16 protein-coding genes are annotated in these 17,113 nt (G+C 65.6%); 9 read left to right on the top strand and 7 right to left on the bottom strand.

Going from position 1 to position 17,113, the window contains the following annotated elements; genetic code table 11:
- Positions 1–377: 377 nt before the first annotated feature.
- Positions 378–1,937, bottom strand: coding sequence for a chromosomal replication initiator protein DnaA (gene dnaA, locus RU01_RS05270; protein ID WP_042573559.1), 1,560 nt, complete (start codon positions 1,935–1,937; stop codon positions 378–380).
- A 625-nt stretch (positions 1,938–2,562) separates the two neighbouring features.
- Between dnaA and rpmH the strand changes: the two genes are divergently transcribed.
- From rpmH to RU01_RS05230, 9 genes are all read left to right on the top strand, one after another.
- On the top strand, positions 2,563–2,706 hold the full coding sequence (gene rpmH, locus RU01_RS05265) for a 50S ribosomal protein L34 (RefSeq protein WP_027505944.1): 144 nt from the start codon (positions 2,563–2,565) through the stop codon (positions 2,704–2,706).
- 24 nt (positions 2,707–2,730) lie between these two features.
- Entirely contained in the window at positions 2,731–3,156 is a 426-nt protein-coding gene (rnpA, locus tag RU01_RS05260; RefSeq protein WP_042573471.1) for a ribonuclease P protein component, read from the top strand.
- Positions 3,153–3,485: a membrane protein insertion efficiency factor YidD gene (gene yidD, locus RU01_RS22400; RefSeq protein WP_082042906.1), complete on the top strand. Its 333-nt coding sequence runs from the start codon at positions 3,153–3,155 to the stop codon at positions 3,483–3,485. The genes rnpA and yidD overlap by 4 nt, the downstream gene beginning before the upstream one ends.
- A 4-nt stretch (positions 3,486–3,489) precedes the next feature.
- Positions 3,490–4,584: a membrane protein insertase YidC gene (gene yidC, locus RU01_RS05255; protein WP_042573470.1), complete on the top strand. Its 1,095-nt coding sequence runs from the start codon at positions 3,490–3,492 to the stop codon at positions 4,582–4,584.
- A 60-nt stretch (positions 4,585–4,644) separates the two neighbouring features.
- On the top strand, positions 4,645–5,247 hold the full coding sequence (locus RU01_RS05250) for a Jag family protein (RefSeq protein ID WP_042573469.1): 603 nt from the start codon (positions 4,645–4,647) through the stop codon (positions 5,245–5,247).
- A gap of 167 nt (positions 5,248–5,414) precedes the next feature.
- Complete coding sequence (rsmG, locus tag RU01_RS05245; RefSeq protein ID WP_042573468.1) at positions 5,415–6,116, top strand: 16S rRNA (guanine(527)-N(7))-methyltransferase RsmG; 702 nt, start codon at positions 5,415–5,417, stop codon at positions 6,114–6,116.
- A 142-nt stretch (positions 6,117–6,258) separates the two neighbouring features.
- Complete coding sequence (locus tag RU01_RS05240; RefSeq protein ID WP_231568602.1) at positions 6,259–7,155, top strand: ParA family protein; 897 nt, start codon at positions 6,259–6,261, stop codon at positions 7,153–7,155.
- The gene (locus tag RU01_RS05235; protein WP_042573466.1) at positions 7,152–8,144 is read left to right on the top strand and encodes a ParB/RepB/Spo0J family partition protein; all 993 of its coding nucleotides are present in this window, start codon (positions 7,152–7,154) and stop codon (positions 8,142–8,144) included. The genes RU01_RS05240 and RU01_RS05235 overlap by 4 nt, the downstream gene beginning before the upstream one ends.
- Before the next feature lie 213 nt (positions 8,145–8,357).
- Complete coding sequence (locus tag RU01_RS05230; protein ID WP_042573465.1) at positions 8,358–9,068, top strand: hypothetical protein; 711 nt, start codon at positions 8,358–8,360, stop codon at positions 9,066–9,068.
- A gap of 12 nt (positions 9,069–9,080) precedes the next feature.
- On the opposite strand, the gene RU01_RS05225 is transcribed toward RU01_RS05230, so the two are convergent.
- From RU01_RS05225 to murJ, 6 genes are all read right to left on the bottom strand, one after another.
- Positions 9,081–10,271 carry an N-acetylmuramoyl-L-alanine amidase gene (locus tag RU01_RS05225; protein WP_042573464.1) on the bottom strand — a complete coding sequence of 397 codons (1,191 nt, stop codon included), beginning with the start codon at positions 10,269–10,271 and terminating at the stop codon, positions 9,081–9,083.
- A gap of 157 nt (positions 10,272–10,428) precedes the next feature.
- Complete coding sequence (gene trxA / locus RU01_RS05220) at positions 10,429–10,761, bottom strand: thioredoxin (RefSeq protein ID WP_042573463.1); 333 nt, start codon at positions 10,759–10,761, stop codon at positions 10,429–10,431.
- A 37-nt stretch (positions 10,762–10,798) separates the two neighbouring features.
- Positions 10,799–11,788 carry a thioredoxin-disulfide reductase gene (gene trxB, locus RU01_RS05215; protein WP_042573462.1) on the bottom strand — a complete coding sequence of 330 codons (990 nt, stop codon included), beginning with the start codon at positions 11,786–11,788 and terminating at the stop codon, positions 10,799–10,801.
- A 115-nt stretch (positions 11,789–11,903) separates the two neighbouring features.
- On the bottom strand, positions 11,904–12,530 hold the full coding sequence (locus RU01_RS22030) for a hypothetical protein (RefSeq protein ID WP_156148796.1): 627 nt from the start codon (positions 12,528–12,530) through the stop codon (positions 11,904–11,906).
- 95 nt (positions 12,531–12,625) lie between these two features.
- Positions 12,626–13,204 (bottom strand): RNA polymerase sigma factor SigM, encoded by a 579-nt coding sequence (gene sigM, locus RU01_RS05205; protein WP_042573461.1) that lies wholly within the window; start codon positions 13,202–13,204, stop codon positions 12,626–12,628.
- Positions 13,205–13,280: 76 nt separating this feature from the next.
- Positions 13,281–17,048, bottom strand: coding sequence for a murein biosynthesis integral membrane protein MurJ (gene murJ, locus RU01_RS05200; RefSeq protein ID WP_442970460.1), 3,768 nt, complete (start codon positions 17,046–17,048; stop codon positions 13,281–13,283).
- Between the last annotated feature and the right edge of the window lie 65 nt (positions 17,049–17,113).

Below are 17,113 nucleotides of genomic sequence, written 5' to 3'. Positions count from 1 at the left end.
GCGGAGGGTTGTGAATGGATCTGTCCCCACCCTGTTTTCAAAAGGATCTTCTTGGATAGAGATACAAGCAACAGTCATAGGTCCTGTGGAATCTGTGGATCGAGTATGTCCGGTGCTGGTGGTACGGCGTGGCGGCTCGAGGATGAACCCGGGCATCGATGACCGGTTCGACGGGGTGGCATGTGGACGAACGGTGGACTGTGCGCGAACTACACGTTTCATCCCCGGGGTATCCACGTTATTCACACAGTTGTCCACAGGTGTGTATCGAGCCGAATCGGGTGTTCGTCGAGTGGAAATCCGACTGCCGCCGGAAACGAGAACGGCCGCCCGGAGCCCACGAGGGGCGTCCGGACGGCCGTGATCGGTCACCGAGATCAGCGCTTGGAGCGCTGCTTGACCCTTGCGGTCAGTTCCTGAACCTGGTTGTACGTGCGATGCCGCTCGGCCATCTCCTTGCGGATCTTCTTGTCGGCATACATCACGGTCGTGTGGTCGCGGCCGAACGTCTGTCCGATCTTCGGCAGGGAGAGATCGGTCAGCTCACGGCACAGGTACATCGCGATCTGCCGGGCTTGCGCCAGTGCGCGCGCCTTGCCGGGCCCGCACAGCTCGTCTATCGATGTGTCGAAGTACTCGGCCGTGACGGCCATGATCGTGGCAGCGGTGATCTCGAGGCCTGAGGAGTCGGGCATCAGGTCACGCAGCACGGCTTCGGCCAGCGCCGTGTCGAGCGTGTGGCCGTTGAGTGACGCGAACGCCGTCACACGGATCAGCGCACCCTCGAGTTCACGGATGTTCCGCTCGATACGACTGGCGATCAGCTCGAGCACCTCGTGCGGCACGTCCAGGCGATCCATCTGCGCCTTCTTGCTCAGGATCGCGATGCGCGTCTCGAGTTCCGGCGGCTGGACGTCGGTGATGAGGCCCCACTCGAAGCGGGTACGCAAACGTTCCTCGAGGGTCGCCAGCTGCTTGGGCGGGCGGTCCGAGGAGACCACGATCTGCTTGTTGGCGTTGTGGAGCGTGTTGAAGGTATGGAAGAACTCCTCCTGGATGCCTTCCTTGCCCTCGATGAACTGGATGTCGTCGACCAGCAGCACGTCCGTCTCGCGGTAGCGGCGCTTGAACGCGACCTTGCGGTCGTCTCGGAGGCTGTTGATGAAGTCGTTCGTGAATTCCTCGGTCGAGACGTACTTGACGCGCATCCCCGGGAAGAGACGCTGGGCGTAATGGCCTGCAGCGTGCAGCAGGTGGGTCTTTCCCAGGCCGGATGCTCCCCAGACGAACAACGGGTTGTACGCACGGGCGGGGGCCTCGGCGATGGCGACGGCGGCGGCATGGGCAAAACGATTGGACGCCCCGATGACGAACGTGTCGAAGGTGTACTTCGCATTCAGGCTCGTGCTGCCCGTCGGGATCGACGTGGACCGTGGAGGAACTGTGTAGGACGTCGGCCACGAGTTCTGCACGCTGGTCAGCGCGTCGCGGTCGTCGTCGACTTCCTCGTGGTCTCCGTAGTCGCTGCTTTCCGAGTCGGACGGTTCGCCGGCCGTCGACTCCGTCAGCAGCCGTCGCCGGTAGACGGGTGCACTGTGGGTCACCTCGGGTTTGCGGTCGGTCTCGATATCCACGGCGACGGCGTCCGGAACCTCGGCGTTGGGCGCCAGACGGACTCCGAGTCCTTCGACGGGTTGATCGAGATGCCGTCCGAGCGACGCCAGAATCGGTTCTCGCAGGCCCCGCTCGACCGCTTCCTGCGCGATCGAGGACGGGACCGACAGCAGGGCGAAACCTTGCGCCAGAGTGATGGGACGTACGAGAGCGAGCCATGCCTTCTGTGCGCGGGACAGAGATGCACCCGAGTTCGATTCGGCAGTCAACTCTGCGACGACCGTCGGCCACACTGCGGCCAACACGTCCGGATCGTCCTCCACGGTGCCTCCGATCGGGCCGTGGACGGTGCCTCGGCCGAAGTTCGCCGGCAGTCCCCACGGGCCCTGTCCGACGAGTCGAATATGCCACCCGACCTGTGTTTCCACATAATTATCCACAGCTGTGGACAAACGACATCGGTGTAGCTCCACGGCGGGTTCCCGACAGTCGATCCGACAGCGTGACGCTCTGACCTGCAGGTTCGTCGCGTCTCGTCGTCAGGCCTCGACGGGAGGGCGGACAGCGGACATGCGTGCAGGCAGTCGTCCCTGTGGAGAAAGGGTGACCGGCGGCGGAGTGCACGGACCCCGGGTCCGTGAACTCGTCAGCAGCGAAGCTAGCAGGATCAGTGAGTCGTAACAAGACGAACGGTTCCGTCGGTGGTCCGGACGGCGAGGCCCGTCCGTGGCGTGTCGTGCGTGCGCCGCGGCGTCCGGTGAGGTAGCGCAGTTTGACCTCGTTCGACGGCGTCAGTACCCTCGAACGGTCACCTGCAGCATGTGCGCGGGACGGTTGTGCCGTCCTCCTCTTGCGCGGGAGTCCACACACTCGAGTTCGCCGAACTCGCGACCACCAGCACACACCGGTACGTCGTCACGACTGCCGATATCTTCGAGGAGTACCACCGTGGCCAAGGGCAAGCGGACGTTCCAGCCGAACAACCGTCGTCGTGCACGCGTGCACGGCTTCCGTCTGCGTATGCGGACGCGTGCCGGTCGCGCGATCGTGTCCGCACGTCGCGGCAAGGGCCGCGCGTCGCTGACTGCCTGACAGTTCTTCCTACCTGGACGCGCGGTGCTTCCCGAGCAGCATCGGCTGCACCGCACGTCCGAGTTCCAGAACGCTGTCCGCCGCGGTCGCCGAACCGGCCGACACGACGTCGTCGTCCACCTGTATGCGCGGGACGACACGACGTCGTTGGAGTCGCCGATCGGCGCTCGGTTCGGACTGGTCGTGAGTAAAGCAGTGGGGCCGGCGGTGACTCGACACAGAGTCGCACGCCGGCTTCGTCATATCTGCAGCTCGGTACTTCCTGTCGTGTCCAAGGACGTCGACGTCGTACTTCGCGCACTTCCCGGTGCTGCCGTCGCAACGTCGTCGGACCTCGAGCGCCAGGTGGTGTCGAGCCTGCGTCGACTCGGAGCACTACCCGCCATGAATTCCTCTCCCCCGGTCCCCTCCGAGAGCAACGCTGCCTCGGCCAGGTCCGTGACGGGATGACGGGATCGGCGAGGCACATGGCGAAGCGGGTGATCGCGTCACCTGCCCGGCTGGCCATCTTCGTGATCGACCTCTACCGCACGTATGTGTCCCCGATGCGGATGCCCACCTGCCGGTTCACACCGACATGCAGCGAGTACGCCGTCGATGCGCTGCGCTCACGCGGCCTGGTCGTCGGCACAGTTCTCGCCGTGGTTCGACTCCTCAAGTGCGCGCCCTGGCACCCTGGAGGATGGGACCCGGTTCCACCGCGTCGCCGCGATGCGACCGAACACGCTTCCCCGCAGTCTCATGACCCCGTGAGGGTGAACCAACAGAGGAGTACATAGAGCCGTGCTCGACTTCATCTATTACCCGGTATCCGGAATTCTCTGGGTCTGGCACAAAGTGTTCGGTGCCGTTCTCGGCGCGGACAGCGGTTTCGCGTGGGCGTTGTCGGTGGTGTTCCTCGTCTTCACGCTCCGGCTGATTCTCTACAAGCCCTTCGTCAAGCAGGTCCGCACGACGCGACAGATGCAGGAGCTGCAGCCGCAGATCAAGGCACTGCAGAAGAAGTACGGCAAGGACCGTCAGAAGCTTGCCGTCGAGATGCAGAAGCTCCAGAAGGAGCACGGCTTCAATCCGATCATGGGTTGCCTCCCCGTGTTGGCGCAGGCACCGGTCTTCATCGGCCTGTTCCATGTGCTCCGGTCCTTCAACCGCACCGGTACCGGTATCGGTCAGCTGGGTCTGACCCCCGAGGTCAACGCCGAGACGCCGAACTACTTCTTCAGCGTCGAGGACGTGCAGTCCTTCCTGTCGGCGCGACTGTTCGGTGCGCCCATCTCGGCGGCCATCACGTCACCCGAGTCACAGCTGCGCGCGTTCGAGCCGTTCGGTGGCATCCCGTCGATCGGGCCCATCATCGCGGTCTCCGTTCCGCTGATGATCATCGCCAGCATCGCGACGCACCTGAACTCGCGTGCATCCGTCGCTCGCCAGAGCGAGGCGGCCGCAGCCAACCCTCAGTCCGCGATCATGAACAAGCTCGCGCTGTACGTCTTCCCCCTCGGTGTGCTCGTCGGTGGCCCGTTCCTCCCCGTGGCCATCCTTCTGTACTGGGTGAGCAACAACATGTGGACGTACGGCCAGCAGCACCTCGTCTTCGGCAAGATCGACAAGGAAGAGGCGGCGAAGAAGGAAGCTGCCCTCGAGCGTCGCAACGACAATGCACCCAAGCCCGGCGCTCGTCCTGACGCGCTGAAGAAGAAGCCGGCGCCCGGAGCCAAGCCGACGCGTACGGCCGGCGCCGAGTCGCCCGTGGAGTCGACGGCCGATTCGGACGCCCAGCCGACGGTCGGGGACAGCACGTCGAACGGCGTGGCCAAGCCGCGGAAGAAGAAGGCACCTCCCGGCAAGGTCCGACCCAAGCAGCAGCGACGCCGGTGATCTCCGGATCACGCTCGGCGATACTCTCGAACATCTGAAGCGACCGAAGTGCGGACGGAAATGGACGACAACGTGACCATCGATTCGAAGACAGACGACAAGGACGTTCCGGCGGTGGAATCCGACGAAGCGGTGACGACGGCGGATGCCGGTGACTCGGTCGACTCCGAGACGGTTGCTCCTCTCGATGACGAGGACGACACCGACTACCTCGTCGAAGAGGGCGAAATCGCGGGGGACTACCTGGAGCAGCTTCTCGACGTCCTCGACTTCGACGGCGACATCGATCTGGACGTCGAGGGTGACCGCGCTGTCGTCAGCATCGACGGAGGCAAGGATCTCAACAAGCTCGTCGGGCGACAGGGCGAGGTTCTCGACGCTTTGCAGGAGTTGACTCGGCTGGCCGTACAGCAGTCCACCGGTGAGCGGAGCAAGCTGATGCTCGACGTTGCGGGGTGGCGTGCCGGACGTCGCGAGGAACTGACTCGGCTCGGTACCCAGGCCGCCGCTCGGGTAGCGGAGACAGGTGAGCGTGAGCCGCTCGACCCGATGACTCCGTTCGAGCGCAAGATCGTCCACGACGCCGTTGCGGCTGTGGCCGGCGTGACGAGTGAGAGCGAAGGCGTCGAGCCGAACCGACACGTGGTCGTCGTCAAGGAGTGACCTTCGTACATCCGCACGACACAAGGGACGCGATCGATGATCGCGTCCCTTTGTCATGTGTGGACTGCGATGTCCGAGCGAATCACTACACTTCTGGTCGCACCGGATCGGTGCCGCACGTGAATTACACCAGTGTGGTTTATGGCGTCCTCGGGCGTCGCGAGAGGATGTTTCACGTGGAACACGAAACCCAGCCGGACTCCTCGTGGATCGACGGTGCCCTCGTTCGGGTGTTCGGCGACCGTGTCGAGTTGGCACAGCGCTATCACGCATCGTTGAGCACGGACGGCGTCGAACGTGGACTGATCGGGCCGCGCGAGGTCCCCCGGCTGTGGGAACGACACCTTCTCAACTGTGCCGTCGTAGGTGAGTTGATTCCCGACGGGGCAAGTGTTGTCGACGTCGGTAGCGGTGCCGGACTTCCCGGAATCCCGCTCGCGATTGCCCGGCCTGATCTGACGATCTTCTTGGTGGAGCCACTCCTTCGCCGGACGGTGTACCTGGCAGAGATCGTCGAGGCGCTCGGTCTGAGCGTGACCGTTGTTCGTGGCCGCGCCGAGCAACCCGGTGTGATCAAGGAAGCCGGCGGCTGCGATGTGGTGACCTCGCGCGCTGTGGCGCCGTTGGAGAAATTGGCCCGTTGGTCCCTGCCCCTCGTCCACGAACGCGGTGTGATGCTCGCTCTGAAGGGCAGTACCGCCCAGGAGGAGATCGACAGAGACAAGGGAACCTTGACGCGCATCGGTGCGAAGAATCTCGAGGTCCTGCAGTGCGGTCAGGACGTTGTTCCGACACCGACTATCGTTGTGCGCGCAGAGCGAGCCGTGCGTGGTGCGCGAGTCCCCAAGTTCGCTGCCGGATCACGCTGAGCGTCCGTGCGTCGCGGCTCGTCCATTCTTGAAGGAGTAGTACATGTCGGGTGAATCCGGATCCTCTGTTTCACGTGAAACAGGATCGGCCGGCGTTTCACGTGAAACACCGAGCGCATCGGACTCGTACGGGTACTCCCCCATGACGTCCGATGACACACCGATCGGCGCCGCGGCTCAACGCGCCAGTCAGGTTCTGCACCCGGGAGGGGTCGCGCTGCCGAAGCCGCCTGTTCGGCGAGTACTCACCATCGCAAACCAGAAGGGTGGCGTCGGCAAGACGACCACCGCGGTGAACCTGGCGGCTGCTCTGGCCATCCAGGGATTGTCTGTCCTCGTCGTGGATCTGGATCCTCAGGGCAATGCATCGACGGCGCTCGGTGCGGTGCACACGTCGGGCACCCCCTCGAGTTACGAACTGCTCCTGGGCGAGATCACGGCCGTCGACGCCATCCAACGCAGTCCGAAGAACGACCGCTTGATGTGTATCCCGGCAACGATCGACCTCGCGGGTGCCGAGATCGAGCTCGTGTCGATGGTGGCTCGGGAAGGACGGCTGAAGACAGCGCTGTCCAGTGCTGCACTCGACGACCTGCAGATCGACTTCGTCCTCATCGACTGCCCGCCGTCCCTCGGCCTGCTGACCGTCAACGCCATGGTTGCGGCAACGGAAGTTCTGATTCCGATCCAGTGCGAGTACTACGCGCTCGAGGGCGTGGGCCAACTGCTCCGGAACATCGAGCTGGTGCAGGCACATCTCAATCCCCTGCTCCATGTCTCCACGGTGATCCTGACGATGTACGACGGTCGTACGAAGCTCGCGGATCAGGTGGCCGACGAGGTTCGGCGCCACTTCGGTGGTGCAGTACTGAAGTCGGTGATTCCTCGCAGCGTCAAGGTGTCTGAAGCACCCGGCTTCGGAATGACGGTGATCGACTACGACCCGGGTTCACGTGGAGCGATGTCGTACCTCGATGCCGGCCGTGAGATGGCTGCACGAAGTGCCGACATGAACGCTGCGAAGGATGGACAGGCATGAGCCAGACACGCAAGGGTGGGTTGGGACGAGGCCTCGCAGCTCTCATTCCCACCTCCCCGGGCCAGGGATCGGGTCTGGGATCAGCGGCTGCTGACGTTGTGATCGGTGGTGATCCGAGTGTCGCCACAGCGCCGACACCGACTGCACCCGAGTTGACTGCGGACGATCTCGCCCCTGCCGGTGCGGTGTATCGCGAGATCGCACCCAGTAAGATCGAGCCGAATCCGAAGCAACCTCGGACGGTCTTCGAGCAGGAAGCTCTGGACGAACTCGTCCACTCGATTCGCGAGTTCGGGCTGATGCAACCCATCGTGGTGCGGGAAGTCGGGCCCGATCGCTATCAGTTGGTCATGGGTGAGCGCCGATGGCGAGCGAGCCAGGAGGCCGGCCTCGAGGCAATCCCTGCCATCGTTCGCGAGACCGCGGACGACACCCTTCTTCGCGACGCGCTGCTGGAGAACATCCATCGTGTGCAACTGAACCCTCTCGAAGAGGCCGCGGCGTATCAGCAGTTGCTCGAAGAATTCGACGTCACCCACGAGCAGTTGGCCACTCGATTGGGTCGCTCGAGGCCCGTCATCACCAACATGATCCGACTCCTCCGACTGCCGATTCCGGTCCAACGACGGGTCGCTGCCGGTGTGTTGTCGGCGGGACATGCCCGAGCACTGCTGTCCCTCGACGCAGGCGCCGACGCGCAGGAGGAACTGGCCAAGCGCATCGTGGCCGAGGGTCTGTCGGTACGGGCGACCGAAGAAGCGGTGACCCTGGCCAACCGCCAGGAGCCGAGCGCTCCCGGTCCCGCACCGCGGCGCAAGCCGATCCAGATGCCCGGGCTGCAAGACGTCGCCGAGCGCCTGTCGGAGTCGTTCGATACCCGCGTGACCGTGAGCCTGGGTAAGCGAAAAGGGAAGATCGTGGTCGAATTCGGGTCGGTGGACGACCTGGAACGGATCGTCGAGATGATGGAGCGCCAGAAGTCGTCCTGACGTCGTCGTTCGCAGGTAAGGCCACACCGGAACGATTCGTCACTGTGACGTTAATACGACTGTCTAGCCGAATCATGCTGTGCAGCAGGTGATTACGAATTCCCTCATCGGGGCGTCGCTCGGCTCGGCTCCATCGCTTATCCTGGGAGAGATCTACACAGTCGCGGCGGCCGAAGGTTGCTGTGAGTCGGGGTACGGAGGCTGAGAACACGCGTGTCCATCGTCGTCTCCACACTCACGCTCGGCGGGTTCGATTCGCTGCCGGCACATGACCGCAGTTGCGTCTTCTGGACGATGGATCCCGCGGCCGCATCGACCGCCGCTCTGGTGGATTCCGAATTCGAGAAGGAAGCATGGCTGTCGATGGTCATGCTCGAATGGGGTCCGTGTGGTCAGGTGGCTACCGGAGCCGCACGCTCGGATGTGCCGGTCGCGGCAGATGCTGTCGGGTGCGCCCTGTACGCCCCTCCACGAGCGGTACCCCGCGCCGCACACTTCCCTACCGCGCCCGTCAGTCCCGACGCGGTTCTGCTGACGTCGCTGTACTCACCGTTGGCGGCAGAAGACGGGGACGACATCCGTGAAGCACTCATGCACGCGACAGTGCGCGATCTGATCAACCGAGGAGTGCGTGCTCTCGAGGTCTTCGGAATCCGGCTCGACGACGACGAGAAGGAGAGCCGATACCTCGGCATCGGTGAGCGGCCTTGCGGCGAACTCACGTGCATGATCGACGCGGACTTCCTGGAGAAGTACGGATTCGAGGTCATCGCACCGCACCATCGATTCCCGCGCCTGCGCCTCGAGCTCGATCGAGACCACGGGTGGAAGGAAGACGTCGAGGCAGCCCTCGAGCGCCTTCTGGAAGCAGCTGCGCTGACGGTGGTCGAAGCAGACGCACGCGTTCCCGTGGGAGCGCGCTGAGGCGAGTGCGGCCTACGCGCGCTCGGCGACCGACAACTCGTACGCCAGGAGTTCGGCGAACGTGAAGGTTCCGGTGGGCTGATCGTCCTGGCCCAGAAGGTACAGCCGCTTCACCGCGACAAGGATTGCTTCCGCGAGGATGTCGCGCATCCGAGGATCCGCCAACACGGCGACGTCCTCGGAGTTGGTGAGGTAGCCCAGATCCAACTGGACGGTGGGCATGTTGGTCAGTCGGAGAATGTCCCACGTTCTGCCGTGGCTCCTGCAGTCCTGCAGGGGGGTCCGCGCGACGATCTCCCGCTGGATGTAGCTGGTGAGCACCTGGCCGATCAGCGACGCCGATCCGTGCGAGTTGCCGAAGTGGAAGCTGGCCACACCGTGGGCCTTCGGGCTGCTGTGTGTGCTGCAGCGCAGAGAGATCATCAGGTCGGCGCCGATACCGTTCGCCGTGTCGGCTCGCTCGGCAGTCGTCGGATCGACGGCGCGGGACCGTGAGAAGTACGTCTCCATACCCGTGGCGGCCATACGGCCCTCGAGACGGCCGGCCAGGTCCCAGAGGATGGACTCCTCGGTGATCGGTCCGTGAGGAGTGTCGACGGTCGCGCCGGTGTGGTCACCGCCGAGGCCCGGGTCGATGACGATCCGCTTACCGGTCAGTTGCGGACCGGAGCGGCGCACGAGTTCTTCCTCGGAGATGGCATGGGGCGAACCGCCGGTGACGCGCGTACCCAGCAGATCGAGAGCGCGGAGCGTGGCTGGACCGCAGATGCCGTCCGGAGACAGGCCGATTTCGCTCTGGAACGAGGACAAGCCCTCGTGGGTACGTCCGCCGAAGAAGCCGTCGACACGCTCGTTGTAGAAGCCGAGTTCCTGCAGGCGCCGCTGGAGCGTCGCCACGTCGTCGCCGTACAGCGGAGCGGACAGCTGGTAGATGAGCGTCCGTGTACCGAGTCGGAACGACGCCTCTTTCACCGACCGGTACGTCGCCGAATCGACCTCACCGGTGACGAGGAGGCCTCGATGCTGCTGGAACGCACGTACGGCGTCGCCGAGCGGGAGGTCGAACAGGACGTCCGTGTCCGTCCATGTGGACGACGGGCGCTGGTCGGAGCCGTCGGTGGGTGTGAGGTATCCGAGGCCCGAGAGGATGTCCCGGATCTCCGCGACGGCTGGACCGCGATCGCCGTGGCGGAGTGGTTTCATTCTCTCGTCGACCTTTCGTGAACGCGTCTCGGTGGTAGTTCAGTAGAGGATTGTTTCAGAAGATCATGCTCCTCCGACAATCGAGCCCGGGTCCGAACGCAGCCGCGCCCGGCGTGTCATGGACAGGCCGGGCGCGGCTGATGTGCTCGGGTGCAGGTCAGGCGATGACGCCGTCGAGATCGCGGAGCAGGGCAGCCTTGCCCTTGGCGCCGACGATGGTCTTCACCGGTTCACCGTTCTGGAACAGGATCATGGTCGGGATGGACATCACCTTGAAGTCACGAGCGGCCTGCGGGTTCGCGTCGATGTCCAGCTTGGCGATGGTGAGCTTGTCGGCATGCTCCCCGGCGATTTCTTCGAGTACGGGGGCGACCATCTTGCACGGGCCGCACCAGGTGGCCCAGAAGTCCACGAGAACGGGCTTCTCACTCTGCAGGACCTCGGCCGCGAACGTGTCGTCGCTGATGGTGACGGTGTTCTTGTCGGACATGTGATGCTCCTTCGGTGGTACGGACTTCGGATGCGAATCAGACGCTGACGGCGTCCACGTCTCGATCGGCGTTCTCGAGGGTGTTCTCGGTGATGTCGCCCTGATCGGCGAGCCAGCGCTCCGCGTCGATCGAGGCCGAACATCCGGTACCGGCAGCCGTGATGGCCTGCTGGTAGACGTGGTCCACCAGGTCACCGGCGGCGAAGACACCGTCGATGGAGGTCGACGTGGTGGGATTCTGCACGCGGACGTAGCCGCCCTCGTCGAGGTCCACCTGTCCGCGGACCAGCTCGGAGCGGGGATCGTGGCCGATGGCGACGAACACGCCGGTGACATCGAGGACGCGTTCCTCACCGGAGCGGGTGTCGCGGATCTTCAGACCCGTCACACCGGACTTGCCCTGCACCTCGACGACATCGGCGTTGGTGACGAACGTGATCTTCTCGTTCTCCTTGGCGCGCTCGAGCATGATGCGCGACGCCCGGAACTCCTCGCGGCGGTGAACGATGGTCACCGATCGCGCGAAACGGGTGAGGAAGGTGGCTTCCTCCATGGCCGAGTCGCCGCCGCCGATCACGGCGATGTCCTGGTCGCGGAAGAAGAAGCCGTCACAGGTGGCGCAGGCGGACACGCCACGGCCGAGCAGGGTCTGCTCACCGGGAACGCCGAGGTACCGGGCTGCAGCGCCCATGGCGAGGATGACGGCGCGGCCGCGGTATACGGTGCCGTCGACAGTGACGGTCTTGACGTCACCGGTCAGCGACATCTCCTCGACGTCCTCCGTGCGGATGTCGGCGCCGAACCGCATGGCCTGCTCGCGCATCTGCTCCATGAGGTCGGGGCCCATGATGCCGTCGCGGAAGCCGGGGAAGTTCTCCACCTCGGTCGTGGTCATCAGGGCGCCGCCGAACTGGGTGCCCTCGAACACGAGTGGCTTCAGTTCTGCTCGCGCGGCGTACACCGCAGCGGTGTAGCCGGCGGGGCCGGACCCGACGATGATCAGGTCGTGGATGTCCGAAGTAGTCATCTTCGCCTTCCGAGGTATGTGCGTCTGTGAATCTCTGGATCTGGCGGGCCTGAGCCCTACAGTGCGCACAACACTAGGTCAGGAAGCGTTGTTCCCTGACGGCGTCCGACGTGATCTACCCGATCCGCGCACGTGAGACGGTGTCGGCATTACCCGGCCCGCAGGACGGGCCGACGGCCAGGGCGATCAAGGACCCGGGTCTGCCGCCCCCCACGATCAGCAGCGTCGCGTCGGTGCCGTCCACGGAGACCGTTCCCGATCCCACGAGCGACGTGGTTGCCGGCAGGTCGTTGGCTTCGAGGCACCCGGCGAGGAGTTCGGGATCCGACAGCCGTCCGCGGTCCGTCGAGCCGACCAGGGAGAAGACCGTACCGTCGTCGAGCGGTGGCGCAGCCGAGACGACGGTGTCGTCCGATCCGGGGTTCGACTGTGCCGCCACGGCGAGGCCGACACCACTGCCCAGGGCCACGACGGCGACAGCGGCGGCGAACGCCGTGACGTGACGCCGTGACCGCGATCGGCGGGCCGCGAGCTGATCCGTCGCGACGAGCGGTGCTGCGTTCAGCGCGGCGACGATGCGGTCGCTGACATCGAGCGGAATGTCCGCGCGGGCGTCGTGGTCGGCACCGTGGGCTCGCAGAGCCTCGACAGTGGCGTCCAGGTGGGCCGGATACGTGGACGCATCGGAGTCGGCAAGGTCATCGGGGTCGGCGAGGTCATCGACGTCGGCAGGGTCGTTCACGGTCACCTCCCACGGATGCTCGAACGCGAATGGTTGCTACGACTGATAAGACGCGGACGACGTGCGCTCGGTTCCATCATGAACACCACACAGCGTCAGAGATCTGTGTCGTCCGCACGGACCGACTGCAGGACGAGGGCGAGCTTCTGACGACCACGCGCGCATCGACTCTTGATCGTGCCGGTGGGAACACCGAGAGCCGCCGCTGCGTCGGCGACCGAGTACCCCTCCATGTCGACGGCGACGATCGCAGCGCGCTGCTCCGGAGGCAGGGAGAACAGTGCCTTCTCGACGACGATGGACAAATCGATGTCGGCGTATCTGTCGGTGGGATCCCGTGGTTCACGAGCCTCTTCACCGAGAGGAACGGTGGGACGCACCTTGTTCCGCCGGATCCGGTCGAGGCAGGCGTTGACGACGATGCGGTGGAGCCAGCTACGGACGGCCGCGTCGGCACGGAACGCGCCGGCGGTCCGATGTGCCGACAGCATGGCTTCCTGGAGCGAGTCAGCGGCGTCCTCGGCCGAGTAACTGGCTCGCCTGGCGGTGAGCCACAGATGGTCCTGGTGGCGCCGGAAGAGCACGGCGAAAGCCGCTGTGTCCCCCGCTATGTGCGCCGAGAGCAGTTCGCCGTCCGTGGCGTCACTGCTCGCGACTCCCCCGATTAGTCGCACGCGCGGATGCTAACTCAGAAACGGACCGTCCGAGCCGGCAGCGGATTCTGTTGTGACCGTGCACCAATGGTGTCGGTCAGGAGGCTGTCGATGCTCCGATGTCGGCGATGGTGCTCTGGTTTCCACCACCGGTGTTGCTGAGGTCCGTGATCCAGAACAGCAGGTACTCGGTAGGACCGTCGGGCGTGACGGTGATGTCCGTCAGACCGTTGCCCAGTGTCGCCGACCCGATGAGCTGCGTGTCGTCGATGTCCGGCGATGCGCTTGTCGCAGAACGGATCTCGACGACCGTTCCCGGTGACGGCGAGTTGACGTAGACGCTCGACAGCGTGGTCGGCTGTGCCAGCGTCGCCATGATGCCGACGCCGGGCTTGAGGGAGGGGAACGGGTTGAAGTACGAGTCCGTGTCCCACACAGTCCCCGGATCGTTGTCGAGCACGTTGTCGACCTGACCCGGATTGTCGGCAGTGCCCTGGGGCGAGAAGACGTCGACCGACGAGATCGCCGCGGGCACGGTGGTCGGCGCGGGGGCAGGCTCGCCCGGTGCTGCAGGAGCGGACGCCGACGTGGTCAGACCGAAGTTCTGCTCCGTGAGCGGTTCGTCCGTGCCACCACCCGAGAGCAGGTTCGCGAGCCACCACCCGACGAGTCCGAGGACGACGACCGTGAGCACGGCCAGTCCGACGAGCGCAGCGACCATCAGATTCGATCGCTGGGCCGGCTGCTGATCGTCCGGGTCCGCCAACGCGTGACCGCTCGCGCCCGGAGGCCTCTGACCGAGTCGCAACGCCGGGATCATTTCCGTCTTCTCGTTGACGACGGCTGCTTGACCGAGGATGTGCTGAACGGTGGCCGCGGTGCGGATGCCACTGTTCTGTTCGAGAGCCCGGACGGCGACCGCGGAGATCTCGAACGGTACGTCCGGACGCAACTCCCGTGGCTCGACTGCGGCACCGGACGCGGTGCGGTCGGCGATCCGCATCCCGCCCACGGTGGCCGGGCCGGACGAGTCGCCCAGGGGCCAGCGCGCGGTGATCAGGGCGTAGAGCATGGCGCCCAGGCCGCGGACGTCGGAGCCGGGATCGGCGTCGCCGAACGTGGCCGGGAAAGCGAGGACGGCGTCGCCCTTGATGCTGATGCGGACGCGGTCGGGGTGATCGATCGACAGTGCCCCACCACCCCGATGAGCGGCTTCGGCTGCGGCGGCGAGCGACTTGATGGCGTTGGCGGCGCCGAACGGAGACGGTTCCGTCTCGGCCATCTCTCGGAGCGAGCGGCCACGGGTCCATTCGGCGACCACGATGCCGCCCGAGCTGCCGCGCACGACATCGAGGACACGGGCCAGACCCGGAGAGTTGATCCGACCGAGACGCAGGGTGCGGGACAGCACGGCCTGGGGACCGTCGGTCCGCTCGTCTCCCTCACCGGTGGCCTGCTGATCGGCGTCGACGAACGTCAGTGCCACTTCACGGTCGAGCTTGACGTCGTGTGCCTGCCAGAACTTCAGACCGCGGGCGCCGCCGTGCGGAGCCAGCAGCCGGTACCGACCGCCGGCGACGGATGCACCGGGGATCAACTTGGGGCCACGCACCGGCGTCCGAGGCGACTCGGTGGCCGGTACGGCGGGCGGAAGAGTAGGTGACCCGACAGGAACGACGCCGGTGTCGAGAACGCCCGATTCGGCGTCCTCGACGCGTTCCTCGGCCGACTCGGGAGCCTTGCTAGTCGACTCGGCGGCAGCGGACGTGTCGGCTGTAGGAGTGCCGCGGTTCTCGGTGGAGACGCCACCGGTCCCGGTGGCGTCGTCGGCCTCGGACGGCGTACGCCCCCGTGCACCCTCGTCGTCGGTCACTGCCACTCCTTCGTCACTTCTCGTCGTGAACGGATCCGTGTAGGCGGGGATGATCGTCGTTTCCGACTCGTCACCGTCGTACCTCGACGATCGGGGAACGATCCGCGCCCGCGGGTCCACTCGCCTGTCAGGGTACGGGAGCCGTCCCGTGCCGGTGGCGCGACCGAATTCCCCGGTCGACGGGCCCATCGGGGGCATGTCCGAACCGGTGACGGCCGGAATCATCTCGGTCTCCGCGTACATCGGATCGGTGGCGGAGGGCTCGATCGTTACAGGTCCGGGCAGGTCCGGGGACTTACGGCCGAGGCGTCTGGCCACTGCGACCGATATGGACTGTATTTCCGGGATCCTGGCTCGGTACAGGCAGAGCCCGGTGACCAGAAGCATGACGGAACCGTCGAAGGCGACGCGGAGCAGGGCGCTGGGGCCGGTCAGGCGGTCGAGCCCGAGGAGGCGATCCGCGGCGAAGACTGCCACCATTCCGACGGCTGTCGCGGCGAGCGTCAGCGCGACGGTTCTGCGCACCCCGGCGAGACGGAGATCGCCGAGCGTCCGACGCAGGAGCATCCAGCCGATGATGGCGCCGGTGATGTAGCCGAGGCCGTTCGCCGCGCCGAGCAGCAACACCACCTCGCGGTCGGAGGTGGCGATCAGCGGGGTCAACGCGGACAGCGCGATCTTGACGCCGGTGATGCCGAGCACGATCCAGGTCGGTGTCCATGCCTGTTCGCGTGCGTAGAACACGCGGAGGTGGATCAGAACGAGCGAGTACGGAACCAGGGTGAAGGCGGACCAGCTGACGGCCTCGCCCAGTCGGGCAGCATCGGCCGAGCCGAAGTTGCCGTAGCCGTAGAGCGCCTCGCCCACCTGCGGGCCGGCGACGGTCAGGAAGCCGATGACCGGGATCAGCGCCAGCATCGTCAACCGCGTGGCGACCGAGAGGTCGTCGACGACGGCCGGGGTGTCCTTCATCGCCGCGTTGCGGCTGAGCCTGGGCATGATCGCCGTCAGGACCGTGACACCCAGGACGCCGTACGGCAGCTGCAGAAGGATCCATGCCTGGTTGTAGATCAGGGGGCCGGCCGGGTCGACGTGCGAGGAGATACGCGTCGCGAAGACCATGCCGGCCTGGCTGATCACGACGTACAGCACGATCGCGACGGCCATGCCGCCGAACTGCCGCAATCGATCGTCCAGACCCCACAGAGGTCGGAGATCGATGTTGTTGCGCCGCAGAGCGGGAACGAGGCTCACCGCCTGGACCACGACGCCGAGCGTGATGCCGATTCCGAGCACCAGCAGCTTCGGATCGCTGATCCGGACCGGGTCCAGCGAGATCTCACCCGGGACCACCATGTACAGGACCAGCACCGTCAGCACGACGAGGTTGTTGAGCACCGGCGCCCACGCGCCGGGCTTGAAGTTCTGGCGGGTGTTCAACACCGCGGTGAACAGCGCCGACAGTCCGTAGAACAGGATCGCGGGAAGCAGAAGGAACAGCAATGCCGTGGTCAGGCCGGTGTTCACCTGACCGTCGTCGGACAGGAAGACGTACCGCGTCAGGATGGGCGCCGCCGCCGTCGCGAGAACTGCCGCGACGATCAGCATGGTCAGCGCTGCGGTGAAGAGACGCCGGACGAAGGCACGCCCGCCGTCGGCATCCTCGCTCTCGGCGCGCACCAGCACCGGAACGACGATGGCGGTCAGGACAGCGCCCAGCACCAGCTCCGCGATCATGTTGGGGATCAGGCTGGCCACCGTGTACGACGCGGCGACTGTCGTACCCAGGACCGTCACCAGCAGCAACTGCTTGACGAAGCCCGTGATGCGGCTGATCAGCGTTGCGAAGGCGATGGCGCCCGTGGCGGACAGCAAACGGGACGAACTCGACTTCGGCGAGGGCGTAGCAGCCTCGGCACCGCGAGTGGGCGGTATGCGGGTCGGGCCCGCCGGACGTCGGACCGGAGGCGCAGTGCTGGTCGGAACCACCATGGTGGGGTCCCGCTCCCAGGGCGCACGCGGTGCCTGCGGCGCACCGTCCCGGTGCCCGTGAGGAA

The sequence above is a fragment of the Rhodococcus sp. MEB064 genome, from assembly GCF_000834565.1.
Lineage (GTDB): Bacteria > Actinomycetota > Actinomycetes > Mycobacteriales > Mycobacteriaceae > Rhodococcoides.
This window is presented reverse-complemented; position numbering and strand designations above follow the sequence as displayed.